Annotated in this window: 19 protein-coding genes and 1 pseudogene; 6 read left to right on the top strand and 14 right to left on the bottom strand. The window is 75.1% G+C overall.

Translation table 11 applies throughout. The features are described 5' to 3' along the window. Positions 1–35: 35 nt before the first annotated feature. The 8 genes and pseudogenes from fxsT to ACTWQH_RS18255 all read right to left on the bottom strand — a co-directional run bounded on the left by fxsT (position 36) and on the right by ACTWQH_RS18255 (position 13,457). Positions 36–3,038, bottom strand: a complete 3,003-nt coding sequence (gene fxsT / locus ACTWQH_RS18290; RefSeq protein WP_443287667.1) for an FxSxx-COOH system tetratricopeptide repeat protein — start codon at positions 3,036–3,038, stop codon at positions 36–38. 109 nt (positions 3,039–3,147) lie between these two features. Beyond that, a complete protein-coding gene (locus ACTWQH_RS18285; protein WP_443287666.1) occupies positions 3,148–4,494 on the bottom strand; it encodes an aKG-HExxH-type peptide beta-hydroxylase in 1,347 nt (448 codons plus the stop codon). Beyond that, positions 4,491–5,663 (bottom strand): FxsB family cyclophane-forming radical SAM/SPASM peptide maturase, encoded by a 1,173-nt coding sequence (locus ACTWQH_RS18280; protein ID WP_443287665.1) that lies wholly within the window; start codon positions 5,661–5,663, stop codon positions 4,491–4,493. The genes ACTWQH_RS18285 and ACTWQH_RS18280 overlap by 4 nt, the downstream gene beginning before the upstream one ends. 4 nt (positions 5,664–5,667) lie before the next feature. Next, positions 5,668–5,880, bottom strand: coding sequence for an FxSxx-COOH cyclophane-containing RiPP peptide (gene fxsA, locus ACTWQH_RS18275; RefSeq protein WP_443287664.1), 213 nt, complete (start codon positions 5,878–5,880; stop codon positions 5,668–5,670). A gap of 164 nt (positions 5,881–6,044) precedes the next feature. Further along, positions 6,045–9,647, bottom strand: coding sequence for an SAV_2336 N-terminal domain-related protein (locus ACTWQH_RS18270; protein ID WP_443287663.1), 3,603 nt, complete (start codon positions 9,645–9,647; stop codon positions 6,045–6,047). A 16-nt stretch (positions 9,648–9,663) separates the two neighbouring features. Further along, positions 9,664–10,743, bottom strand: a complete 1,080-nt coding sequence (locus ACTWQH_RS18265; RefSeq protein ID WP_443287662.1) for an AAA family ATPase — start codon at positions 10,741–10,743, stop codon at positions 9,664–9,666. A 78-nt stretch (positions 10,744–10,821) separates the two neighbouring features. Then, on the bottom strand, positions 10,822–12,819 hold the full coding sequence (locus ACTWQH_RS18260; RefSeq protein ID WP_443287661.1) for a VMAP-C domain-containing protein: 1,998 nt from the start codon (positions 12,817–12,819) through the stop codon (positions 10,822–10,824). Beyond that, a pseudogene (locus ACTWQH_RS18255) lies at positions 12,768–13,457 on the bottom strand (CU044_2847 family protein). Before ACTWQH_RS18255 ends, ACTWQH_RS18260 begins: the two are co-directional and overlap by 52 nt. 113 nt (positions 13,458–13,570) lie before the next feature. On the opposite strand from ACTWQH_RS18255, the gene ACTWQH_RS18250 reads away from it, so the two are divergent. The 3 genes from ACTWQH_RS18250 (at position 13,571) to ACTWQH_RS18240 (ending at position 15,647) form a co-directional block, all read left to right on the top strand. Further along, the gene (locus tag ACTWQH_RS18250) at positions 13,571–13,771 is read left to right on the top strand and encodes a DUF6104 family protein (protein WP_443287660.1); all 201 of its coding nucleotides are present in this window, start codon (positions 13,571–13,573) and stop codon (positions 13,769–13,771) included. A gap of 93 nt (positions 13,772–13,864) precedes the next feature. Continuing rightward, positions 13,865–14,731 carry a DUF4097 family beta strand repeat-containing protein gene (locus tag ACTWQH_RS18245; RefSeq protein ID WP_443287659.1) on the top strand — a complete coding sequence of 289 codons (867 nt, stop codon included), beginning with the start codon at positions 13,865–13,867 and terminating at the stop codon, positions 14,729–14,731. A gap of 1 nt (position 14,732) precedes the next feature. After that, positions 14,733–15,647, top strand: coding sequence for a PadR family transcriptional regulator (locus tag ACTWQH_RS18240; protein ID WP_443287658.1), 915 nt, complete (start codon positions 14,733–14,735; stop codon positions 15,645–15,647). Positions 15,648–15,742: 95 nt separating this feature from the next. On the opposite strand, the gene ACTWQH_RS18235 is transcribed toward ACTWQH_RS18240, so the two are convergent. Then, entirely contained in the window at positions 15,743–16,705 is a 963-nt protein-coding gene (locus tag ACTWQH_RS18235; RefSeq protein ID WP_443287657.1) for a zinc-binding dehydrogenase, read from the bottom strand. Positions 16,706–16,790: 85 nt separating this feature from the next. On the opposite strand from ACTWQH_RS18235, the gene ACTWQH_RS18230 reads away from it, so the two are divergent. Further along, on the top strand, positions 16,791–17,309 hold the full coding sequence (locus ACTWQH_RS18230; protein WP_443287656.1) for a GNAT family N-acetyltransferase: 519 nt from the start codon (positions 16,791–16,793) through the stop codon (positions 17,307–17,309). Between the two features lie 11 nt (positions 17,310–17,320). On the opposite strand, the gene ACTWQH_RS18225 is transcribed toward ACTWQH_RS18230, so the two are convergent. From ACTWQH_RS18225 to ACTWQH_RS18215, 3 genes are read right to left on the bottom strand one after another with little or no spacing between them, the layout of a single operon-like run. Continuing rightward, complete coding sequence (locus ACTWQH_RS18225) at positions 17,321–18,073, bottom strand: amino acid ABC transporter ATP-binding protein (RefSeq protein WP_443287678.1); 753 nt, start codon at positions 18,071–18,073, stop codon at positions 17,321–17,323. A gap of 29 nt (positions 18,074–18,102) precedes the next feature. Next, positions 18,103–19,041: an amino acid ABC transporter permease gene (locus tag ACTWQH_RS18220; RefSeq protein WP_443287655.1), complete on the bottom strand. Its 939-nt coding sequence runs from the start codon at positions 19,039–19,041 to the stop codon at positions 18,103–18,105. A 25-nt stretch (positions 19,042–19,066) separates the two neighbouring features. Next, complete coding sequence (locus ACTWQH_RS18215; protein ID WP_443287654.1) at positions 19,067–20,026, bottom strand: ABC transporter substrate-binding protein; 960 nt, start codon at positions 20,024–20,026, stop codon at positions 19,067–19,069. Positions 20,027–20,596: 570 nt separating this feature from the next. On the opposite strand from ACTWQH_RS18215, the gene ACTWQH_RS18210 reads away from it, so the two are divergent. Beyond that, positions 20,597–21,814 carry an NAD(P)-dependent malic enzyme gene (locus tag ACTWQH_RS18210; protein WP_443287653.1) on the top strand — a complete coding sequence of 406 codons (1,218 nt, stop codon included), beginning with the start codon at positions 20,597–20,599 and terminating at the stop codon, positions 21,812–21,814. A gap of 210 nt (positions 21,815–22,024) precedes the next feature. Here ACTWQH_RS18210 and ACTWQH_RS18205 read toward each other — a convergent pair whose 3' ends face one another. Then, positions 22,025–22,795, bottom strand: coding sequence for a class I SAM-dependent methyltransferase (locus ACTWQH_RS18205; protein ID WP_443287652.1), 771 nt, complete (start codon positions 22,793–22,795; stop codon positions 22,025–22,027). Between the two features lie 77 nt (positions 22,796–22,872). Here ACTWQH_RS18205 and ACTWQH_RS18200 point away from each other — a divergent pair, with 77 nt between their 5' ends. Further along, positions 22,873–23,502: a CGNR zinc finger domain-containing protein gene (locus tag ACTWQH_RS18200; RefSeq protein ID WP_443287651.1), complete on the top strand. Its 630-nt coding sequence runs from the start codon at positions 22,873–22,875 to the stop codon at positions 23,500–23,502. On the opposite strand, the gene sodX is transcribed toward ACTWQH_RS18200, so the two are convergent. Continuing rightward, positions 23,406–23,873 carry a nickel-type superoxide dismutase maturation protease gene (gene sodX, locus ACTWQH_RS18195; protein WP_443287650.1) on the bottom strand — a complete coding sequence of 156 codons (468 nt, stop codon included), beginning with the start codon at positions 23,871–23,873 and terminating at the stop codon, positions 23,406–23,408. The genes ACTWQH_RS18200 and sodX overlap by 97 nt on opposite strands. Positions 23,874–23,931: the final 58 nt, after the last annotated feature.

Here is a 23,931-nt window from a genome sequence, read left to right as displayed (position 1 = left end):
GGGCGGGGCGCCGCGGCGCCCCGCCCATTCGGCGTTCACGTGCCGAGCGGCTCGAAGTCCCAGTAGGGGCGGACGCGGCCGCGCGCGCTCACGGTGTGGACGTGCTGGGAGCCGAGCGTGGCGATGAGGCCGGAGAGCGCCTCCTCCTCGACCTTGTCGGCCTCCTCGCTCTGCCGCGTCCCCCGCAGGTCCAGGGCGAGCGCCACCTGGCACGACAGGAACAGCGGGTGCTTGCGGCCCACGGATCGCGCGGCCCGCCGCGAGGTGTCGCGGCTTATCTCGACGGCGCCCTCGGCGTCCCCGTCCAGGCTGCGCCCGGCGGAGGCGTTGAGCGCCGTGCCCAGCGTCCAGGGGTGGTCGGGGCCGAGCGCCGCCGTCATGTCGGCCAGGCACTCCTCGATCAGCAGCAGCGACTGCTGCCGCTCCCCCGCCGCGCGCAGCACCAGGGCGTGGTTGGCGACCGAGCCGATGGTGTACGGGTGGCTGCGGCCGAGGGCGATGCGGTACCGCTCCATGACGGACTCGCCGATCTCCCGCGCCTGGTCGAGGTTGCCGTGGGCGCGCTGGACGAAGGAGTAGCAGGTGGCGATGCGCAGGGTCAGCGGCGCGTCGTCGCCCAGGACCCGCTCGGCGCGCTCCAGCAGGTTGCCCAGGCGGGCGTGGGCGGCCGCCCGGTCGCCCAGGCGGAGCAGGCACAGCGCGAGGTTCTGCTCGGCGATGAGGGTCTGGGGGTTGTCCGGGCCCATCACCAGGTGGTGCTGCTCGACGCTCTGCTCCTGCACGGACAGGGCCTCGGCGTAGCGGCCCAGCAGCCGCAGGTCGAAGGCGTAGTCGATCTCGGACAGCAGCGTGAAGCCGTGCCGGGCGCCGAGCAGTTCGCGGCGGTCGGCGAGGTTCTTCCGGCTCAGCTCCATGGCCTCGCCGTAGCGGCCCAGGAGGCGGAGCGTGGAGGCGAGGTTGTGGCGGGAGGTCTGCGTGCGGGAGTCGGTCTCGCCGACCGTCTCCAGAACGCCGTCGAGCGCACGCTGGTTGGCCTCCAGGGCGTCGGCATACCGGCCCAGGCCGCGCAGGTCGGCGGCGAGCCCCTCCTGGGAGCGCAGCACGCTGGGGTCGCGCTCGCCGCGGGCGGCGCCGAGGTGCTCCAGCACGGCGCGGTCGATCCGCTCGCAGCGGGCGTAGTCGCCGGTGGCGCGGATGAGGGTGGCCTGCTGCGAGGCGAGGTCCCACAGCATCGGGTCGTCCTCGGCGAGGACCTGGCGCCATGCCCGCTCGGTGCGCTCGACGAGCTGGATGCCGGCGGTGTACTCGCCGGCGAGGTAGAGGTAGCGGATGCAGTTGAAGATCAGCTGGTGCAGGTCCGGGTGGGTGCTGTGGAGCGCGCCGGACGGCTCCAGGTGCGGCACGATCCTGGCGAAGCGGGGCCACAGGCGGGTGTCGGTGGGCCGCAGCGGGTCGGCGGCGGCCAGGGCGCGGCGCACCGCGCGGGAGTAGGCGTCCCGGTCCTCCTCGGTCATGCCGTCGCGCACCGTCTGGTGGACCATGCGGTGGAGGTGGACGGTGCCGGCGGCGGCGTCGGGGTCCTCCTCGTTCTCGGAGACCTCGAAGCGGACCACGGAGTGCTGCACGAGCTTGCCGAGGGCGGCGTTCCACCGCAGGGCGTCGTCCATCAGGCCGGTGAGGCGCTCGGGCAGGTCGGTCGTGGGAACGCCGCGCAGCAGGTTGACGGGGATGGAGCCGGGGGCGAACATCGCGCACAGCCGCAGCAGTTCCACCGCCTCGGGCGCGGTCTCCCGCAGCCGGTTGAGCAGTATGGAGAAGGCGGTGTAGTAGGTCATCGGGAAGTCGGTCGAGATCCTCAGGCCCGACTCCAGGTCCGCGCCGCCGCGCAGCAGCTCGACGTATTCGGGGACGGTCATGGTGGCGTCCGCCAGCCAGCCCGCGGTCTGGTCCAGCGCCAGCGGCAGGTCGCCGAGGGCGTCGGCGAGGGTGTCGGCGTCCTCGGGGCCGATGCGGGGGGCGCGGCGGCGGATGAAGGCGACGGACTCCTCGCGGATGTAGACCGGGACCTCGATGAGGGTGGTGTTGTGCTCGGCCCACTCGCGGTTCTGCGAGGTGATCAGCACGTGGCCGGGGCCGGTGGGCAGCAGGTCGGCGACGGAGCCGGGGTTGTCGGCGCCGTCGAGGACCAGCAGCCAGCGGCCGTACGGCACGCCGCGGCGCAGCGCCTCGCGCACGGCGCGCAGCCGCTCGCCGTAGTCGGGGCCGGTGGACAGGTCGAGGGCGGGGGCGAGCTCGGCCAGCCGCTGGCGGAGCGTGCCGCGCTGGTCGGCGGGCACCCACCAGACCATGTCGTACTCCGGGCCGAAGCGGTAGACGTACTCGGCGGAGATCTGGGTCTTGCCGACGCCGGACATGCCGAGCAGGGTGACCACACCGGCGCCGGGCTCGGCGGACTGGAGGTGGGCGTAGATGTCGTCCAGGGTCTCCTCGCGGCCGGTGAAGCGGGTGTTGCGCCGGGGGACGCCGCTCCAGACGCGGGGCTGCTCGTGCGGGTACCGCGGGCCGGGGCGGCGGTCGATGGCCGTCACGCCGGTGGAGGAGGAGGAGCTGTCCCGCTGCCGCCGGATGCCCAGCAGGTTCAGCACGCGGCGCTCGGCCTCGCGGGCGCCGATGCCCCACAGTTCGGCGGTGCCGCCGAAGGCGGCGGTGGCCGACGGCATGGGGTTGGAGGTGACCGACACGGCGGCGAAGCGGTGGGTGTTGGGGGCGACGACGGTGCGCAGCGCGGCGTTCCACTCCTCGGGGGTGCGCGGGCCGAGCTTGAAGTACCAGTCGCTGAGGACGACGAGGATGTGGCCCTCGACGAGGAGCAGGTCGTTGAGCGCCTCCTCCAGGGAGAACTCCACGACGGGGTCCCAGCGCTGGTAGGCGACGCGGCAGCCCTGGCGTTCGAGCCGGTCGCCGATCCAGGCGGCCCAGGCCCGATTGAAGCCCGCGAAGCTGATCGTGATCTGCCGCGGCTCGGCGTCCCTGTCCACTGGGTTCTCCCTCAAGACTGCGTTGACTGCGTTCCCTCGAAAACGGTGTGCGGCGGAGAGCGCGACGCTCCGTCAGATGCCCTTGATGGGAACATACACCGGGTGTCCGTCAGGTAACCGTCCACCGCGCGTGCTGGCGGCGCCAGAGCGTGCGGGCGGTCTCCACGTACGCCTGGGCGCGGACCAAGTGGCCGGAGGGCGGGGCGGGTTGGCTCAGCTCCTCGTGGCGGCGGGACATGGCGCCGACGAACTCCCGGCCGGCGTCGGTGAGTCGGCGCGCGTCCTTCAGGACGGGCAGGACGGCGCCGACCTGGGCCCAGCAGCGGGCGTGGGCGGCCCAGGCGTAGTCGCGCTCGGCGGGGTCGGGCAGGGCGGTGGCGAGCCGCTGCCACAGGGCGGCGAGCGCGAGGTGGGCGTACGCGCCGTGGAGCAGGCCGTCGAAGGGGCGCGGGTCGGGCCGCCAGGGGGCCCAGTGGCGGGCGTCGGGACCGGCGGCGTGCAGGGGGGTGAGCTCGCTGAGGGCGGCCAGCTTGGCGTGCTGGAGCTCGTGGGTGAGGGCGGCGGCCATGTGCGCGGGGCTGGGCGGCGGGCTGGCCAGCATGGCGCCGAAGGCGCGCGGGCTGGTGCCGCTGGCGTGGGACTCCTCGGTGCCGGCGGGCCGGGCCATGGGCACGATGCAGTCCAGGAGGGCGAGTTCGGCGGAGCGGGCGGCGCCGCCGAGGTGGAGCAGGGGCAGCGCGCCGTGCCACAGCCCGGCCCAGTGCTCGCGCTCGCCGGGCGGCAGCGCCGCGTCGGCGCGGGTGCGGGCGAGGAGGCGGCCGGGGTCGAGGTCGTCGAGCAGCACGGGGCGCGGGCCGCCCTCCAGGGTGCGCAGCGGCAGCCAGCGCGGGTCGCCGGGGTCGGTGGAACGCCAGCTCCCGTTCGCCTCGCGGCGCAGCTCGACGGGCGGCTCGCCGGGGGTGCGCATCACCAGCCAGCCGTCGGCGCCGGTCAGCTCGGCGTCGGTGCCGTCGGCGGCGGAGCTGTGCAGGGCCCCGAGGGTGGGGAGGGTGACGCGGCCGTCGTGGACGGCGGTGCGGGTGGTGAAGTCCATGCCGGCGCGGACCGCGGCGGCGGCGGCGAGGGAGCCGAGGTGGGCGAGGTCGCGGTCGGCGTCGGCCGGGGCCGCGGCCCCGGTCTCCAGGCGGCGTACGCAGGCCTCGACCCAGGGGCCGGTCAGGGGGTAGAAGACGACGCGGCGGGCGGCATCGGGGGCGCTGCGCTCGGCGGACTCCAGGAGATCGGCGTGTTCCCGGGCGAGCGGCAGCGGGGCGGCGGCCACGGCGTCGAAGAGGATCCGCAGCAGCAGCAGGCGGCGGGTGTGCTGGCCCGCGGCGAGGAGGGTGAGGGTCTCGCCGTCGCCCTCGGCGTGGCCCAGCTCGCGCACCTGCCCGGCGGTGAGCGTCCCGGCGGTCACGGCGCGGCCCCTGAGGCCGCGCGGTCCGAGGCGACGGTCCGGAGCGCCCCGGCGACGTGGTAGATGAGGCGCTGGAGGTCGGCGCAGTAGACGGAGGGGTTGGCGAAGCCGTGGCCGGCCCGGTAGCGGTGGGCGTAGTGGCCGGCGCCGCAGACCTCGACGAGGGCGCACCGGCGGCACGCGGGCGCGAGGGCGTCGCGCCCGGCCTGCCGGGCGGCGATGCCGGGGTGGCCCAGGGCGGCGTCGAAGGGGTGGGAGAAGACGTCGAGCCCGGTGGCGGCGGCGCCGGGGTAGGCGGTCTTGAGCGCGTCCACCTGCTCGATGCCGCCGTCGGTCTCGACGACCACGGCGGTGAACGCCTGGAGCCCGAGGGTCTCGACGGCGCCGGGCAGGCCCAGCAGCAGGGCGACGCACTCCCGGAAGAGGCGGACGCCGACCCTGCGGCGGTCGTCGTGCCACCAGCGGTCGAAGACGGCGCACAGCCAGTCGCCGTACGGGGTGGGGCGGCCGGCCGAGGCGGCCGGGTCGCCGCCGGTCAGGCCGGGCGGCGGGCTGGTCCAGTTGCCGTGCGGCAGGATGAACTCGACGCCGGGCGGGTCGAGGAGGAGCAGCGACTCGTACAGCTCGACCGGATCGGTCGCGGGGTCGACGACGCACAGCACGCCGGAGTACGCCGCGCGGTGCCGGGGCTCGGCCAGCAGGCGGGCGGCGCGCCGGATGCCGTCCCAGGCGGGCCGCCCGGCGTGGTCCACGCGCTGCGCGTTGTGGCGGGCCAGGCCGCCGTCGAGGCTGAGGCCGACGGCGATGCCGTGGGCGGCGAGCGCGTGCAGCTTCTCCTCGGTCAGCAGCACGCCGTTGGTCTGGAGCGTGGCGCGCACGGCGCAGCCGGGGGGCACGCGCTCGCGGACCTGGCGTACGAAGCCGCCCAGCACCTCGGGGTCGGTGAGCAGCGGCTCGCCGCCGTGCAGCACGACGGAGACGGCGGGCAGCCGGTGGGCGGCGGCGTGCTCGCCGATGCGCCGGGCGGTGTGGCGCAGCATCCGCGGGCTCGCGGCGACCGGCTGCCGGCGCCAGCCCTGGTCCGCCGCGAAATACATGTAGCAGTACGTACATGCGAGATTGCAGCGGCTGTTGACCTTGACGATGAACTGCCGGAACGGGACAGGCACGCCGTCACCACGCCTGTTGGAAATTCCACAGGGTCTCCCCCGGGCGGACCATCCGGTCGCGCAGCTCGTCGAGGATCTCGTTGAGCACCGGGTGGTCGAGCCTGCGCAGCTCCGCCAGGCTGAGGCCGAGCAGATCGGGCAGCGGCTCCCGGGGAGCGGCGAATCCCTCCCCGGTGGGGGGAGCGTCCCTGGCCGCGTCCCGTGGGCAGGGTGTCATGCTTCCTCCTCACGACCTGCTCGCGACAGGGCCACTCGGAGATTCCCGCCCAGCCGCCGCAGGAAACCTGCGGCGCTCGGCGGGCGTTGGGCGACCCGCCGTAACCAGCCAGGCGGGGCGGGCTGGTGCGGCGCGGCTGGGCGCGGGCCGGCCGGGACGGGCCGTCAGGGCTGGTCGCGGCGCAGCTCGGCCAGGCGGGCGGCGGTCTCCCGGCCCGGCTCCTCGCCGTCGTCGCTGTCGTCGCCGTCGGCGCCGGTGGCCGTGCCAGCGCCGGCGCCGGCCTCGGCCAGGCGGCGCCACCGGTCCTGCGCGGCCCGGTAGGAGTCCTCGGCGGCCAGCGGGCGGCGGGCCGCCTGGTAGACGACGCCCCGCTGGTGCAGCGCGGACGCCGCCAGCCGCAGCGTCTCGGCCGGGTCTGGCGTGGCCTGCCCCGCCTCCTCGGCCGCGGCGGCGGCCTGGCGGTACGCCTCGGCCGCCAGCTCCAGGCGTTCCGGCCGCTGGGTGTGGGTGTGGGCGCGATGGTGGGTCTCGCCCAGCTCGAACCAGGCCCAGGCCCTGGTCATCGGGTCCCGCGCGCCGCGCGCGGCGCCGGTGAACAGGTGCTCGGCCTCCCGCAGATCGACCAGATCGCGCGCCTGCCGGTAGCGGGCGGCCAGGGCGCGGCCGAGCAGCAGCAGGCGTTCCGGCAGCCGGGGGTCGCCCGCCGGGGTCTCCATCCGGCAGTCCCGCAGCACGCGCACGGCCTGGGCGATGAACGGCTCGCCGAGGGCGAGCTGGGCCCGGCGCAGCAGGACGGCGCCCCACTCCTCGAGCAGCTCGCCGTACTCGGGCCGGTCGCGGGGCACCAGCCGGCTGGCCCCGGCGAACCGCTGGGCGGCCTCGACCAGGTCGGCCGGGTCGCTCTCCTCGGCGAACCGGCGGGCGTGCCACCGGCCGGCGCGGACGAGGCAGGTGCCGTACAGCTCGGAGTCCAGCTCGGCCTCGTCGGCCAGCTCGCGGGCCTCTGCGATGACCTCGCTCGCCCGCTGCCAGTCGCGCTGGGTCAGGAGCAGGGCGTCGACCTGGTCGAGCATCGCCCGCACGGCGACGGCGGGCGGGGCGGACTCGGCGAGCAGGGCCTGGCAGCCGAGGGCCAGGGAGGCGGCGGCCTGCTCGGCGTTGACCCGGGCCCGCTCGGCGTCGGGCTCGGCGCCCGCCAGCCGCAGCAGGGCTCGGCCGTGGGCCAGCGGCAGGCCGCTGGGGATGGGCCGGCCCTCGGGCCAGGCGTCGGCGATGGCCTCCAGCATGCCGACGCTCTCCTGCAGCAGCCCGGCGTCGCCGCCGAGCAGCCACTGCTTCTCCAGCACCCGGACCCGCTCCAGGGCGGGGCCGAGGGCCTCGCGGGCGCCGAGGCCGGGGGTGGCGCAGACGGCGGCGAACTCCCGGTCGGCCAGCCGCCACAGCTCCAGCGCGCCCTTCGGGTCGCCGCCGGCCCGGCGTTCCCCGGCCTGGGCGGTGAGGACGCGGGCGAGCACGGTGCGCGAGCGCACCGAGCCGGGCGGCGCGGCGGCGACCTCGGCCGTCTGCCGGGCCTCGCGCAGCAGCTCGGCCTCGCGCTGTGCCTCCCACAGGCGCAGCAGCAGCTCGGCCAGCTCGCTCCACAGCTCGCGGTCGGCGCCGTGGCCGAGGACCCGGCGGGCCGAGGTGGCCTCGCGCAGCAGCCCGGCGGCGGCCATCAGGTGCCGGACGCGGCCGTCGGTCTCGAAGCGGGCGGCCAGCGCGCGGGCGCGGGCGACGGCCTCCTCGGCGGGCAGGGCGTCCCGGTCCGCGCCGGGCGCGTCGGGGGCGGATCGGACCGGCGGGGGCAGCTCGGCGAGGAAGCGCCGCAGCACCTTCGCGGCGACCTCGGCGAAGGGCTGGAGGGCGCTGCGCCGCCGGCGCGCCCGCCCCGCGTCGGCGTCGGCGCCGGCGCCGGTTCTCCTGCCGGCGTCGGCGTCGGGTTCGGAGCCCGCGTCAGGACCCGGGGCGGGGTGGGGACCGGCGTCCCGCCCGGGGGGCGGGGGCGTGCCCTGCTGGCCGCCGGTGAGCTGGGCCAGGGCCAGGGCGGGGAAGTTGGGACCGGCCTTGCCGAAGCGCCGCTCGACGTAGCCCGAGCAGTGCTTGAGCACCAGCAACGCCTCGTCCTGGCCCAGCGCGGCCAGCAGCTCGTCGTGCACGCCCTCGGCGAACTCGTACCAGCGGCCGTCGGTGCTCTCCCGGCGGCGCAGCAGGCCGCTGAGCAGCACCTCCGACAGCTCGGCGGGGCCGGAGTCCGGCAGCATGGTGCGCTGGATGAGCTGCATGACCGGCAGGAACAGCGGCGCGGCCGACAGGTATTCGGCCAGGCGGACGGCGCCGGGCGAGGCCGTGGCGCGGAAGCGGGCCAGCTGCTCGGCGGCGCTGCGCGCCGGGGCGCGGTGGTGGCGGGCGGGTGCGGCGGGGGGCTGGTCGGGCCGGGCCCAGCCCACGGCGGCGCGCACCGAGCCGGAGCCGGGCCCCGCCAGCAGCCCGGCCCAGGCGCCGAGCGCGGCGGCGGTGGGCGGCAGCACGGGCACGGGCACGGCGCCGCCCGGGCCGGCGGCGGGCCGGCGCGGGTCGGCGGCGTCGAACCGCAGCCGGGCGGAGCCCGCGGGGCCCTCCTCCCGCAGCAGCGTGCCGTGCGAGACGGGCAGCCGGGTGCGGGACCACAGGCGTTGCGGCAGCGGCTGCACGACGGCGACCTGGGCGTGCCGGGCGAGGCGGGCCAGCAGCCGGTGGGCGGCGCCGCTGCGCCACAGCGGCCCGGCGCAGTCGCTGACGACAACGGTCAGGCGGCGGCCGGTGGGGTCGATGAGCTGGCGGACCGGGCGCAGCGCGGCGCCGCCGTCGACGCCGGGCCCGTCGCCGCGTTCGCCCTCCCGCGGCTCGCCGCGCTCGAAGCGGCGGGCGATCGCGGGGGTGCCGTCGGGCGAGGAGTGAAGGTAGTGCACCTGGATGTCGCGGAAGGCGCCGAGCCGGGCGAAGACCTCGGTGAGCTCGGCGAGCATCCGCTGCCACACCCGCATGGCGGGGGCGGCGTCCATCAGGAGCTGGAGCTCGACGTGGCCGCGCTCGACCTCGTGGAAGGCGGGCAGCAGCAGGCCGCCCGCGCGGGCGGTGCGCTCCACGGTCGCGCGCTCGTCGAGCCGCCCGTGGGAGCCGCGCGGCGGCCGGGTGGGCGGGCGGTAGCGCTGCAACGGCCGCAGGGCGCGCTCCAGTTCCAGCAGGCCCGGCAGGGCGCGGGCCTCGGGTACGCCGACGCGCAGGGCGTCGTCGGGCAGCGCCATGGGGGCGCCTCCCGGGCCCGCGAGTGTCTGGGGGAGGGCGTCGCCGGAGCCGGCGGGGTCGGCGTACAGCGCCACGGTCTCGTCGCCGGGGCGGGGGGCCCGGCCGGGCCGCGTGCCCTCGGCGCCGGTCCGCTCCTCGGCGTCGGCCGCGCCGCCCGCGGGGGTCGCCCGCCGCCCGGTCCGGCCCGAGGGCTCGGCTCGTGCGTCGGCGGGCGGCGCGTCGCCGTCCCGCCCGGCGGCCCGGCCGGGCCCGGCCGCCGCGTCCGGCCCGGCAGGGGGCCGCGAGAACTGCGCGAGCCACAGAGCGTCGGCGAGCCCGGCCCAGTCCGGGTCGAGGCCCGCGCCGCGCAGCGCGCGGATCAGCCCGGGGAGCCCGTCCGTGGCGGCGGGCTGGTCGGGGCGGCGCGGGCCGGCGGCGTCTGCGGCGCCGGCTGAGCCGGACATGGCGCACATGGCGGGCCTACCTGGGGCGGTCGAGGCGCTGGATGAGCATGTCGGCGAGGCGGTCGCGGGTGAGCGGCTCGGCGTGGTGGGTGAGGTAGATGGCGTTCAGGAGCTGGTCGGTGGCGAGCTGCTCGGTTCGCGAGCGCTCCAGGAAGCGGGCGATGAGGTCGTCACCCACCCGCGCCAGCTCCTCGCCCAGGTGGGCGCGGACCACGGTGGCCAGCCGCTCGTGGTCGGGCCTGCCGAGCTCCAGGTGGATGCAGCGGCGCAGCAGCGGGGCGGGGAAGTCGCGCTCGCCGTTGCTGGTCAGGACCACGAAGGGGAAGGCGCGGCAGCGCACCCGGCCGTCCCTGATGGTGACCTGCTGCCCGTCGTGGGTGAGGACGTCGACCTCGCGCTCCCGCTCGGCGATGCGCTCCAGCTCGGGGATGGTGAACTCGCCCTCCTCCAGCACGTTCAGCAGGTCGTTGGGGAGGTCGATGTCGCTCTTGTCGAGCTCGTCGATCAGCAGCACGCGGGGGATGGCGGTGGGCAGCAGCGCGGTGCCCAGCGGGCCGAGCCGCAGGTAGCTGCCGATGCCGCCGGCCGGCCCGGCGGGCGCCACCTGGGCCGGGACGCCGGCGGCGCGGCTGCTGGCCGCGATCTGGGTGTCCTGCAGCCGGGCGATGGCGTCGTAGTGGTACAGGCCCTCGCCGAGGGTGGTGCGGGAGACGATGGGCCAGTGCAGCACCCGGCCGAGACGCAGCTCGTGTGCGACGGCGTGGGCGAGGGTGGACTTGCCGGTGCCGGGGCTGCCGGTGACCAGCAGCGGGCGGCGCAGGTAGAGCGCGGCGTTGATGATCTCCAGCTCCTCCGGGCTGGGCCGGTGCATCTCGGCCATGTGCCTGAACGCCCCGAGGCGGCGGGTGGAAGTGGAGTCGGTCTCGGGCGCGGGCGCCACCAGCGGGCCGCCGTCGAAGTCGCGCCACGGCGGCGGCTTGGGCAGGGCCCGGATGCCGTCGTGCGGCTCGCCGGCACCCCGGTATATCAGCCACTCGCGCGCGCCCGGCTCCTCGCTCCCGTCGGGCCCGTCGGGATTCTGGTCAGGGTCAGACACAGCTTGCTCCTCGTCGCTTGTTCGAGACCGTATCGGCCGGGCGTGCGGCGCAGAAGAGTTGACTCACCGTCATGGCCGTCACAGCCCCTCAAGGAGGTCGTCGGCCCCGGGGAGCGGAACGCCGGGGTCGCTGTAGAGGAGGGCGAGGCCGTCGGACCAGTACGCCTCGGGCGTGCCGCCGCCGACCTCCGCGCGCAGCCGCCGCAGCGCCTCGGGCAGCGCGCCACCGCGCCCGGCGTCGGAGACGGTGCGCGTCACGCCGCGGTGGAACTCGCCGCAGCCCGGCTCCTGGGCGGCAGGGCCGCGGCGCCACAGCACCATGGCGTGGCCGCCGTCCATCACCCGGTACATGGCGGTGGAGTCCTGGCCGCCGTCGGGGCCCGTGCGGCAGAGCACCGGGAGCGCGTCAAGATCGTGGGCGGCCAGCGCCTCGACCTCGGGCAGCGGGCGCGGGTGGCCCGAGAGGCAGTCCAGGACGAGCGGCGTCATCGGCCCGGCGTGGAGCTCCTTCCAGCGGGCGAGGCGGCGGGCCCGCAGCGGCTCGTCGTCCCGCTCGCCCGGGTCGGGGTCGGTGCAGCGCACCACGACAGGCCGCTGCTCGCCGAGCCGGGCGCCCGCCTCGCCGGAGACGTGCCACTCGTCCACGGGCAGGTGCAGCCACGCGTAGGGCAGCGCGGCCTGGACCATCACCGGGCGGCCGGCCTCGTCGCAGCGGCGGAACGCCTCGGCCAGCGCCGCGCGCAGCCTCGGCGGGGGCTGGTCGTACCCCGTCGCGCCGGAGTCGGCGTCGACGGGGACGAGGTCGCCGGTGGGCAGGGGGGCGTAGACCAGCCAGTCGTAGCGGCTGGGCTCCCAGGCGTGGGGGGTGATCTCCAGCAGCACGAACGGCGGCGGCCCGGCGGCGTCGACGGGCGTGGGCCCGGTCGCGGCCGGGTGGGCGCCGGCGTCGGCGTGGGCGCTGGCGTCGGCGCTGGCGTCGGCGTTGGGGTGGGCGATTCCGGCCGGGCCGGCGGCCCCGGACACCGCGGCGGGAACGCCGGCGCCGCGCAGGCTGAGGCGGGCGCGGTCCCGGGCGTGCTGCTCCTCGAAGAGGGTGCTGCGCACGTACGGCGGCAGCACCCGCTCGCGGGCGGTGCGGTGGGCCCACTCCAGCAGCCGGTCCTCCGTGCCGGGCGCCGCCGGGTAGGGGTGGTCGGCGGTGGCGGCGTACACGGCGTACCGCAGCACCGTCTCCAGCTCGCTGCGGCCGGGGCCGAGGTCGTACAGCAGGCCGAGCCCGTCCCGCCAGCCGCGCGGGGCGGGCAGCGAGCCGGAGAAGGGGCGCCCGCGCAGTTCGGTGAGCATCCCGCCCAGCGCCCGCGTGCTGGCCGGGGGCGGCAGCTCGGCCAGCATGCCCAGCAGCTCGGCGCGCTGGCCCGGCGTCAGGGCGCGGCGGGCGGCGGCCGGCAGCAGGGTCTGCGCGTCGGTCCAGCTCTCGTCGAGCTGGCTGGTGTCGCGGTGCCGGTCGCGGTGGTACCGGTCGTGGGCCTGGAGCACCCGGTGGTAGGTGTCGTGGCGCTCGTCCACGAGGGGCTCCCCGGGCGGCGGCAGCCGCCTTAACTGCAGCACGGACAGGCCGAGCCCGCCGTCCCGCCCCTCGGTGCGGCGGGCCTTTATGACGCCGATGACCTCGCCGTGCTCCAGGTCCACCATGGGGCCGCCGGAGGCGCCCTCGGGGATCTCGTCCTGGTTGCCCAGCTTCAGCTCGCCGCCGGTGCCGAGCTCGCCGAGGATGGTGCACCGGCCGCTGATGCGCTCGATCCGGCCGTCCTCCTCGGTGCAGCCGAAGAACGCGACGGTGCCCGGGGTGAAGACGGAGCGGGTGCGCTCGGTGAGCCAGACGCAGTCGTGGGCGACGGGCTCCAGCAGGCGGATCAGCGCCAGGTCGGGGGCGGGCCAGCGGCCGTCGGCGGGGCGCTGCCGGGGGTGGGCCCACTCCACGACGCCGCGCACGTGCCGCCGGGCGACGCCGATGTCACCGAAGCTCAGCCCCACTTCGCGCTTTCCTCCCTCGGCCGTTCCCCCGCGAAGTGCCACGTGGGCGCAGGTGAGCACCCATCCCGGAGCCACGAAGAAGCCGCTCCCCCAGGGGCGTGAACCGGGCTCGCCACCGTCATACCCGGTGGACGGCGGATGGATGCGCACGGTGGTGGCGGCGGCGAGCGGCGCGAGGGTCTCAAAGGGGTCCGCGTCCCAGGTCCGTGCGCCCCCGGTGCCCTCCCATGTCATCCCGCCTGCCCCACGTCCTCCGGCGGTGCCCCCTGCCAGGTGAGCGTGACCGTGATAGCCCCCTTCGCCTCGCCGTCCGCGAGCAGCCCGACGACCTTGCCGGCGCGCGCGGTCAGCTCGATGCCGAAGCTGACGCTGATCTCGTCGGGCCGGGCGGCGCGCGCCCCGGCGGCGACGGAGGCGGCCACGCCGGTGATGAGGCTCTTGAGGCTCTCCACGCGCGTGGCGAGCTGGTCGCCGAGCCCGGTGTCGGCGTAGCTCGAACGCCGCTGCGCCGGCGCCCGGGGGGGCGCGTCCGGCGGGCGCTCCCCCGGCCGCTCCCCCGCGTGTTCGCCGGGGTGCTCGCCGGGGTGCTCACCCGGCCGCGCCAGCTGCTCGACGTCGGAGATCCGCGCCCACACGGGCGTGCCGTCGGGCAGGTGCACCAGGGCGACTCCACTGCTCATGACGACCCCCCGTCGCTAGTCGGTTGCGTGGTGGATGCAGCGTAACGGTCGGCTACGACATCGGCCACGACGGGTGCCTATCCTGGCCGTCTCCCCTATCCCCGGAGCAGGACGTGTACTTCACCGATCGCGGAATCGAAGAGCTGGCGCGCAGGCGCGGCGAGGAGGAGGTCAGCCTGGGCTGGCTGGCCGAGCAGCTGCGGACCTTCGTCGATCTCAACCCGGACTTCGAGGTGCCGGTGGAGCGGCTGGCGACCTGGCTGGCCCGCCTGGACGACGAGGACGACGACCTGGGTGACGAGTTGGGGCTTTGATTTGCGCGTCACGCGATATATCGTGTCTTCGGGAGAGGACGCGATATACCTCTTGGTGTCCTCCTGCTGTCCGAGCCCGACCGGGGAGGTCCCGTGGCGCTTGCATCCGAGTGGTCCGTCGACCACGCGCAGACCCTCACCTTCGACGAGCAGCCCCTGAAGGAGCTGCACATCCGCGTCGTCAACGGGACGGTCAACGTGGTGGGCACCGAGGACGCCACGACCCGGGTCGAGGTCAGCGAGGTGGAGGGCCCGCCGCTGAAGGTGACGCTCACCGGCGAGGAGCTGGTCGTGGCGTACGACGACCTGCCCTGGCAGGGCTTCCTGAAATGGCTCAACCGCAAGGGCTGGAAGCGGCGCGCGGTGGTCTCGGTCTCCGTGCCCGCCGAGGTGCGGCTCACCGTCGGGGTGGTCGGCGCCACGGCGGTCGTCAGCGGCGTCACCGGGCCCACGAAGATGCGGGGCATCAGCGGCGGCGCCACCCTCGTCGGCCTGACCGGCCGGATCCACGCCGACACCGTCTCCGGCGACATCGAGGCCCAGGACCTCGGCGGCCCGCTGCGGTTCAACTCCGTCTCGGGCAGCCTCACGGTCGTCGACAGCGGCAGCCCGGCGGTCAGGGCCGACACGGTCAGCGGCGACATGGTGGTCGACCTGGCGCCCTGCGAGGAGCCCCGCGACGTCGCGATGAACACCGTCTCCGGCCAGCTCGCGATACGCCTGCCCGACGACGTCGGCGCCAAGGTCAGCGCGACCACGGCCAGCGGCGCCATCTCCTCCTCCTTCGCGGAGCTCGGGGTGCTGGGCGAATGGGGGGCCAAACAACTCGCGGGCACGCTCGGTTCGGGGGCCGGCACGGTGCACTGCTCCACGGTCTCCGGCTCCATCGCGGTGCTGCGCCGCCCCCGCACCGAGGACGCCCCCGAGGCCGCCGCCACGGCGGCGCGGAAGGACGTGTGACATGCCCCCCGTCTTCGCCCACGGCCGGCTCCGTCTCTACCTGCTGAAGCTGCTCGCCGAGTCCCCCCGCCACGGGTACGAGGTGATCCGGCTGCTGGAGGAGCGCTTCCAGGGCCTGTACGCCCCCTCCGCCGGCACGGTCTACCCGCGCCTGGCCAAGCTGGAGACCGAGGGCCTGGTCAGGCATCTGGTGGAGGGCGGGCGCAAGGTGTACTCGCTCACCGAGGAGGGCGAGCGGGAGCTCGTCGCCCGCGAGGAGGAGCTGACCGAGCTCGAGCGGGAGATCCGCGACTCCCTGGCCGCCCTCGCGGCGGAGATCAGGGAGGACGTCAGCGGCTCCGCCCGCAACCTCCGCGAGGAGATCCGCGAGGCCACCGCCCAGGCCCACAACGCGCAGCCGCACGCCACGCAGGCGCCCCGGTACCGGGCCGCCGACAAGGCGGCATGGCAGGCCGAGGCGCGCCGCGCCCGGGAGGAGTCCCGCCGCGCCCGCCGGGAGGCGCGGCAGGCCCGGGAGCAGGCGCAGGAGGACGTGCGGCAGGCCCGGGAGGAGGCCCGCACGCACTTCGAGGAGGCCGCCCGCCGCATCCAGGAGCGCGTCCAGTCCCACACCGCGGCGGGCGACTGGTCCGGCGCGGTCCGGGAGGGACTCGAGGGCCTCGGCCGCGAGTTCGGCGGCTTCGGCCGCTTCAGGGACCGCCCCGGCGCGCCCTGGCCCGTTCGGGACGACGAGCCGGAGGAGCCGGTGACCGATCCCGAGCGGGAGCTGCAGCGCCTGCTGGACAAGCTGCGCGACGACGTGCGGGACGCCGCGCGCGACCACGGCGTCACCCAGGACCAGCTCCGGGAGGCGCGCCGCGCCCTGTCGGAGACCGCCGCGCACCTCGTGGCGCTGCTGCGCTCGCCGCACGGCTGAGGCCCCCGCCCGGCCAGGTGGGGCCGGGCGGTCCGGGCCCCGCCGCCCTGCGGCCCTGCGGCCCTGCGGCCCTGCGGCCCATGGACCGTCGGCGGCTAGAGAGTGAAGACGATCTTCCCGAACATCTCGCCGCGCTCCATGCGCTCGAACCCGGCGCGGGCCCGGTCCAGCGGCAGCGCGGAGTCGATCACCGGCCGCACGTCCTTCGCCGCGCAGAAGCTCAGCAGCGAGGCCAGTTCCTCCTTCGTGCCCATGGTGCAGCCGACGACCCTCAGCTCCAGGAAGAAGAGGCGGTTCAGCTCGCCGGCCGGCGGGTTCTGGCCCGAGGTGGCGCCGGAGATGACCAGTGTGCCGCCGGCGCGCAGCGACTGGACCGAGTGGGACCAGGTGGCGGCGCCCACCGTCTCCATGACCGCGTCGACCCGGCGCGGCAGCCGCGCGCCCGGCTCGAACGCCGCCTCGGCGCCCAGCTCCACGGCCCGCGTCCGCTTGGCCTCGTCCCGGCTCGTGGCGTACACCCGCAGCCCGGCCGCCGCGCCCAGCACGATCGCGGCGGTGGCGACGCCGCCGCCCGCGCCCTGCACCAGCACGGTGTCGCCTGGCCTCGCCTCGGCACAGGTGAAGAGCATCCGGTAGGCCGTGAGCCAGGCCGTCGGCAGGCAGGCCGCCTCGGCGAAGGACAGCTCCTTCGGCTTGGGCAGCACGTTCCACTGCGGCACCGCCAGCCGCTCTGCGAAGGAGCCCTGGTACCGCTCGCTCAGCAGGGAACGCCGCTCGCGCGGGCCCACGCCGTGGCCGGTGGCGCCGATGACGGAGTGGACCACCACCTCGTTGCCGTCGGCGTCCACCCCGGCGGCGTCGCAGCCCAGGATCATCGGGAGCTGCTCCTCGCCGAGCCCCACGCCGCGCAGCGACCACAGGTCGTGGTGGTTGAGAGAGGCCGCCCGGACGTGGACGACGGTCCAGTTCGGCGGGGCCTCCGGCTCGGGGCGCTCTCCCAGCATGAGCCCGTTGAGCGGCTGGTCCCGGTCGATGCTGGCGGCGTAGGCGGCGAACATGATCCACACGCTAGCTCGTTCGTCGGCCGTTCCGGAACAGGCCGCGGGGTGACACGATTGGCGGAACAGCGGGGAGGGAGCAGCCATGGGCATGGTGTTTCTGCGTCGGCTCAGCCGCTGGCAGGCGGAGACGGAGCGCGCGGACATCGCCGATCTGTACGCCGCCGAGGCGACGCGCGAAACGGCGCAGGAGTTCACGCGCCGCTTCGTCGACCACGACGTGCAGCAGCCCGGCTTCGACATGGTGGTCGCGGCCGACCCCGCGCTGGCGGGGTACGCCTACGGCTTCCGCGCCGACCGGGGCGGCCCGTGGTGGCAGGGCTTCACCGACGTGCCCGCCGAGGTGCGCGAGCTGACCGCCAGCCGCCAGATCTTCGCCGTCGCCGGGCTGCTGGTGGCGCCGCGGCGGCGGCGCGAGCAGGTGGCGAGCCGGATGCTGCGGGAGCTGCTGACGCGCAGCGACGCCTCGCTGGCGATCGCCGTGCTGGAGCCGGGCGACGCCGCCGCGCTGGCGGCGTTCCACTCCTGGGGCTGGAGCAAGGCCGGGCAGCTCGCCCCGGCCGGCGGCTCCCCTCCGCTGGAGGCGTGGGCGCGGCGGCTGTAGCGGCGTAACGCCTACAGCACCTTCGACAGGAACGCCCGGGTCCGCTCGTGGCGCGGGTTGGTCAGGACCTCCCTGGGGTGGCCCGACTCGACGACCACGCCCTCGTCCATGAAGACGAGGGAGTCGCCGACCTCGCGGGCGAAGCCCATCTCGTGGGTGACGACGATCATGGTCATGCCCTCCTCGGCCAGTCCCCGCATCACGTCGAGGACCTCGCCGACGAGCTCGGGGTCGAGGGCGGAGGTGGGCTCGTCGAAGAGCATCAGCTTGGGCTCCATGGCGAGCGCGCGGGCGATCGCGACCCGCTGCTGCTGGCCGCCGGAGAGCTGCGCGGGGTAGTGGCCGGCGCGGTCGGCGAGGCCCACGCGGTCCAGCAGCCGCTGGGCCAGTTCCCGGGCCTGGGCCCTGCGCAGGCCCTTGACCTGGACCGGCGCCTCCATGACGTTCTCGGCGGCGGTCATGTGCGGGAAGAGGTTGAAGCGCTGGAAGACCATGCCGATGTCGCGGCGCTGCTCGGCGACCTCGCGCTCCCGCATCTCGTAGAGCTTGTCGCCCTTCTGCCGGTAGCCGACGAGGTGGCCGTCGACATACAGCCGCCCGGCGTTGATCTTCTCCAGGTGGTTGATGCACCGCAGGAAGGTCGACTTGCCCGAGCCGGAGGGGCCGACGACGCAGAACACCTCGCCGGGCTGGACCTCCAGGTCGATGCCGCGCAGCACCTCGACGAGGCCGAAGGACTTGTGGACCCGCTCGGCCTTGACCATCGGCTGCGGGGAGGTCTTGGTAGTGGCGGTCATCGGCCCACCTCGCTGCGGACACGGAAGTGCGTGAGCTGCGCCCGGACCCGCTGAAGCGGGGTGGGCGGCGGCGTTCGGTCCACGCCCTTGGCGTAGTACCGCTCCAGGTAGTACTGGCCGATGCTGAAGACCGTGGTCAGCAGCAGGTACCAGGCGCTCACCACGATCAGCAGCTCCATCACCGCGAGGTTGCGGGAGTAGATGGTGCGCCCGGCCTGGAACAGCTCGCCGTACTGGATGGCGTAGGCGAGCGAGGACGTCTTCAGCATGTTGATGAACTCGTTACCCGTCGGCGGGATGATGACCCGCATCGCCTGCGGCAGCACGATGCGCCGCATCGTCTTCGAGCCGTTCATGCCGAGCGCCTGCGCCGCCTCCGTCTGCCCGGAGTCCACCGACAGGATCCCGGCGCGGGCGATCTCCGCCATGTATGCCGCCTCGTTGAGCCCGAGCCCCAGGAGGGCGGCGAGGAACGGGGTCATGAAGTCGTTCATCTCGTCCTTGTAGAAGCCGAGATTGACTGTCTCGAAGACGAACGACAGGTTGAACCAGAGGAAGAGCTGCACCAGCACCGGAGTGCCGCGGAAGAACCAGATGTACGCCCAGGACACGCTGGCCAGCACCGGGTTCTTCGACAGCCGCATCACGGCCAGCAGGAGGCCCAGGACCAGGCCGAGCAGCATCGACAGCACGCTGATCCACAGCGTCTTCAGCGCGCCCTCGACGATGGTGCCGCGGTCCAGGTACTCCCCGACGACGCCCCAGTTGATGTCGGCGCCTGCGAACGCCCACACGAGCATCGCGAGAAGGGCGATGACGACGGCGGCGCCGAGCCAGCGGCCGTAGTGGCGCACCGGTATTGCCTTGATCGCCTCGGGTGGCACCGGCTTGTCCGGGATCCGGCTCTGGTCGCGAGGTGATGCGGTGTCTGACACGGGAACGCCCCCTCTGCGCCGTCGCTCAGGTACCGGCGTTGACGGTCGCCTCGTCGATGGCGCCGGTCTCGGCGTTCCACTCCTGGAGGATCTCCGCGTAGGTGCCGTTGTCCATGATCTCCTGGACCGCCGCCTGGAGGGCGTCGCTCAGCTCCGTCTGGTCCTTGGGCACGGCGATGCCGTACGGGGCCGCGTCGATCTGGTCGCCGACCACCTCGAACAGCTCGCCGTCCCCGGCCGTCAGCTCGTTGTAGAGGGCGACCGGGTAGTCGGTGATGACGGCGTCGGCCCGGCCGTTCTGCAGCGCGGTGATCGAGTCGGTGTCGACCTCGTTGATGACCGGATCGATCGGCTCGTCGCAGGCGTCCTGCTGCTCCTCCACCAGCGCCTCGTTGGCGGTGCCCTGCTGAGCGGCGACGGTCAGGCCGCACAGGTCGTCCACGCCCTGGACGCCCTCGGGGTTGCCCTTGGCCACGAGGATGGCGGAGCCGGCCTGGAAGTAGTTGACGAAGTCCGCGCCACCGCCTCCGGCGTCCGCGCTGGCGCCCTCCTGGCGCTCCTTGGTATCGGTCATCGCCGACATGATGATGTCGTAGCGGCCGTTGTTCATGCCGAGGATCAGGCCGTCGAAGGTGCCGTTCTCGAAGGTGAAGTCGACGCCGAGCACCTCGCCCAGCGCCTCCCCGATGTCCGGGTCGATGCCGGCGATCTCGTCGTTCTCGTCGATGAACTCGATCGGCGGGTAGGCGATGTCGGAGCCCACCACGATCTCGCCCGCGTCCTGGATCTCCTGCGGCAGCATGGCGTGCAGATCGGACTGCGCGTCCTGCGTCTCCTCGGACGCGCCCCCGCCGGTGCCGCCGCTGTCGCCGGACTCCCCGTCATCGGTCTGGTCGCCGCACGCGCCGAGGAGCAGCGCACCGGCGGCTATGAGGGCTCCGACGGCTGCCAGCCGGGGGCGGCGCGGGGTGGTGCGGGCGGTCATGGCGTGGTCCTCCAGGGGTGGGGAGCATCCGGGGCGGGGGCCGGGCACGCGTCATTGGGTGTCACGACGTCGTTGCGTCGTTCGAAGGTCCCCGAAAGTTCTTCGAGAGTGCGACGGAGGGCATCCTGCCATCCGTCGCACCCTTCCCGAGGCCCTCGTACGTCAAGATCGGATAACGGACACCACGCCCCGGTCACCGGAAGTGATGAACTCCCGCCTCGCGGACGCCCGCTGTGACGCCGCTGAGAGATGCGTCACGCGCCGGTGCGAGAGTTTCGCTGAAGTATCACTTGAGCGCAGGTAGTGCTCTTGTGGTTCCCGGCCGAATATTGGGGCTCCCCTCTGTCACGGAAAGCACTCGTGTGACGCCCGCTCCATCCGATAGAACCGTCTTGTCACATCCCTCACCCGGGGACCTGGGCGCGCGTGCGGGCGCGCCCGGCGTCCGCTCCACCCTCGCGGACGCGGCAGCACGGATCCAGCGCGGATCACTGACCACGCATCTCGCGCATCTCGCGCATCTCGCGCATCTCGCGCATTCGCGTTACGCAAGGAATGGGGTACATCGCAGTGACTTCGGAGATCGTCAATCCACGCGTCGGCCCGGATACGGACGCGGAGGCGGAGCTGAACGCCGGTCTCGACCCGGCGTTCGCCCTCCACCGCGGCGGCAAGCTCGCCGTCCGCGCCACGGTTCCGGTGCGCGACGCCGACGACCTGTCCCTCGCCTACACGCCCGGCGTCGCCCGGGTCTGCGCGGCCATCGCCGAACGCCCGGAGCTGGTCCACGAGTACACCTGGCGCTCCCAGGTGGTCGCGGTCGTCACCGACGGCAGCGCGGTGCTCGGCCTGGGCGACATCGGGCCCGAGGCCTCGCTGCCGGTGATGGAGGGCAAGGCGATCCTCTTCAAGCAGTTCGGCGGCGTGGACGCGGTGCCGGTCGCCCTGGACTGCCGCGACGCCGACGAGATCGTGGAGACGGTCGCGCGGCTCGCGCCCTCCTTCGGCGGCATCAACCTGGAGGACATCTCGGCGCCCCGCTGCTTCGAGATCGAGCGGCGGCTCCAGGACCGGGTCGACATCCCCGTCTTCCACGACGACCAGCACGGCACGGCCGTGGTGACGCTGGCCGCGCTGACCAACGCCGCCCGGCTGACCGGGCGCGACATGACCGGGCTGCGGGTGGTGATCTCCGGCGCGGGGGCGGCGGGCGTGGCCATCGCCAAGATCCTGCTGGGGGCCGGGGTCCGCGACGTGGTGGTCTGCGACCGCCGGGGCGTGGTCTCGGAGGACCGCGAGGACCTCACCGAGGTGAAGCGGGAGCTGGCGCGGATCACCAACCCGGGCGGGCTGGCCGGGCCTCTCACGGCGGCGCTGGCGGGCGCGGACGTCTTCGTCGGCGTCAGCGGCGGCACCGTGCCGGAGGAGGCGGTGGCCACCATGGCGAACGGGGCGTTCGTCTTCGCCATGGCCAACCCGGACCCGGAGATCCACCCGGAGGTCGCCCACCGCCACGCCTCGGTGGTCGCCACCGGGCGCAGCGACTTCCCGAACCAGATCAACAACGTGCTCGCCTTCCCCGGCATCTTCTCCGGCGCGCTGCGGGTGCGGGCCTCGCGGATCACGGAGTCGATGAAGCTGGCGGCGGCCGAGGCCCTGGCGGGCGTGGTCGTCGACGAGCTGAGCCCGTCGCGGATCATCCCCTCGCCGTTCGACGCCCGCGTCGCCCCGGCGGTCGCGGCGGCCGTGGCCGAGGCGGCCCGCACGGCCGGCGTCGCACGCGCCTGATCCGGGGCGGGGTCCTGGCACCGCCCGGCGCCGGCGCCCCGCCCCGGCCGCTTCCCCGCCGGGGCGGGGTGAGCGCGGCGGAAGAGCGCGATCAGGGCCGATGACGAGGTCCACCAGCGCGGAGGGGCGGGGCGCCGGGCGGCCCGCCGCACGCCGCCGGTCGCGGCGTGCGGCGCGTGCGGCGCGTGCGGCGTCACGCAGCCGGTGGGCTCAGCGCAGCGCCAGGACCACGGCGTCCGTCAGGGAGGCCCACGCCGTGCCGGCCTCCGCGAAGCCCGCCCCCCTCAGGGCCTCGACGTGCCAGGCGACCGGGTGCGTCTCGCCGTCCGCGTGGTCGCCGTCGGCCGGGCTGCCGAAGATCGCGAAGCGCTCGGCCACCGGGCCCGCCAGCACCGGGTCGGCGGCGGCCTCGCGCCACCAGTCCTCCCAGTCCTGCACGCCGGCGGCCTTCTCCCGCTCCTGCCGCGCCTGGGAGAACGCCCGCTCCGCCTCGTTGATGCGCGGGGTGGCCGGATCCGGCATGTGGTCGGCGTTGAGGAAGACCCCGCCGGGGCGCACCAGCCCGGCGAGCTGCCGGTAGAGGGTGCGCAGCGGCTCCGCCTTCAGCCAGTGCAGGGCGGTCGCGGTGAGCACGGCGTCGTAGGAGTCGTAGGGCAGGCGCGCCGTCCAGTCCGGATCGGTGAGGTCGGCGGTGACGAAGCCGGCCCGGGGCTCGCCCTCGAAGGACCCGCGGGCGATGGTCAGCAGCGCCGGGTCGAGGTCGACGCCGGTGCTCACCGCGCCCGGGAAGCGGCGCAGCAGCCGGGCGGTGATGCTGCCCGTGCCGCAGGCCAGGTCCAGGACCCGGGGCTCGTCCCCGACCAGCGCCTCGACCGCGTCGAGCATCACGCGGAAGCGCTCCTCGCGGTCGGGGAGGTACCACTCCTGCTGCCGGTCCCAGCGTTCCTGCCACCCCTGCCAGTTCACCGTCGGGTGCGCCATCTTGTAAGAGATCCCTTCGTGCCACGTCCCTTACCAGTACGGTGTGGACTATAGAGTTGTGCCCGTAAGGAACACAAGTGGAACTCACCTATTACTCAGATCTCGCGGTGCGCCTGGTGAACACCGAGGAGCCGCTGCGCGGCACCGACGCCCTCACCTCGGTCGACGCCGTGCGCGCGCTGTTCGGCGAGGCCCAGCAGGCGGCCCGGCGGGCGGGCGACGCGGACGTGGCACGGCTGCGCGGCGTACGCACCCGGCTGCGCGCCGTCTTCGCCGCCGCGGCCGAGGGCGACGAGGTCCGGGCCGTGGACCTGCTGAACGCCCTGCTGCTGGAGTACCCGGCCAGCCCTCAGATCTCCGGCCACGACTACCTCGACGAGGCCGGCCGCCCCCGCTGGCACCTGCACCTGGCCGAGCACCCCTCCAACGCCACCGCCGGGTACGCCGCCATCGCCTGCATGGGCCTGGCGTTCCAGCTCACCGACCTCGGCGTGGACCGGCTCGGCATCTGCGAGGCCCTGCCGTGCCGCAACGCCTACATCGACACCTCGACGAACCGGTCCAAGCGCTACTGCTCGGACCGCTGCGCCACGCGGTCCAACGTCGCCGCCTACCGGGCGCGCAAGCGCCGCGAGCGGGAGCTGAGCGGCCGGACGGCCGAGGTCAGCCAGCGCACCAGCGCCGCCGGCGAGACGCGCGCCCGCTGACCGCCGGGGACGCCGGACGCACCGGACGCGCCGGGGCCCGGGAGCCCGTCCCCCGCGCCGCGCGGCCCCCGCAGCCGCAGCACCGCGCGCGCCACCACCAGCCCGTCGGGCACCACGCCGAACTCCCGGCTGTCGTTGGGCACGTACGGGTTGTCCCCCCGCACCCACCAGCCGCCGTCGCGCCGTTCGGCCGCGCGCTTGACGATGAGCAGGTCGTGCTGGAAGGGGTGCCGCACCACGACGACGTCACCCGGCCGCACGCGGGCGCCGTACAGCACCACCATCCGGTCGCCGGGGCGCAGCGTCGGCACCATCGAGGGATTGAACACCTCGGCAAGACCCAGTCTCACGCCCGCCGGCTCCCTTCGCATCTCCCGTTCGTATCACGTTCGTACTTTCGTCCTAGGCCCGGCCGCCGGGCCGGGGTCC

It is taken from the genome of Streptomyces sp. 6N223 (assembly GCF_052246635.1).
GTDB lineage: Bacteria > Actinomycetota > Actinomycetes > Streptomycetales > Streptomycetaceae > Streptomyces.
The sequence above is the reverse complement of the archived record's forward strand: the minus strand, read 5'-3'. Positions and strand labels throughout refer to the sequence as shown.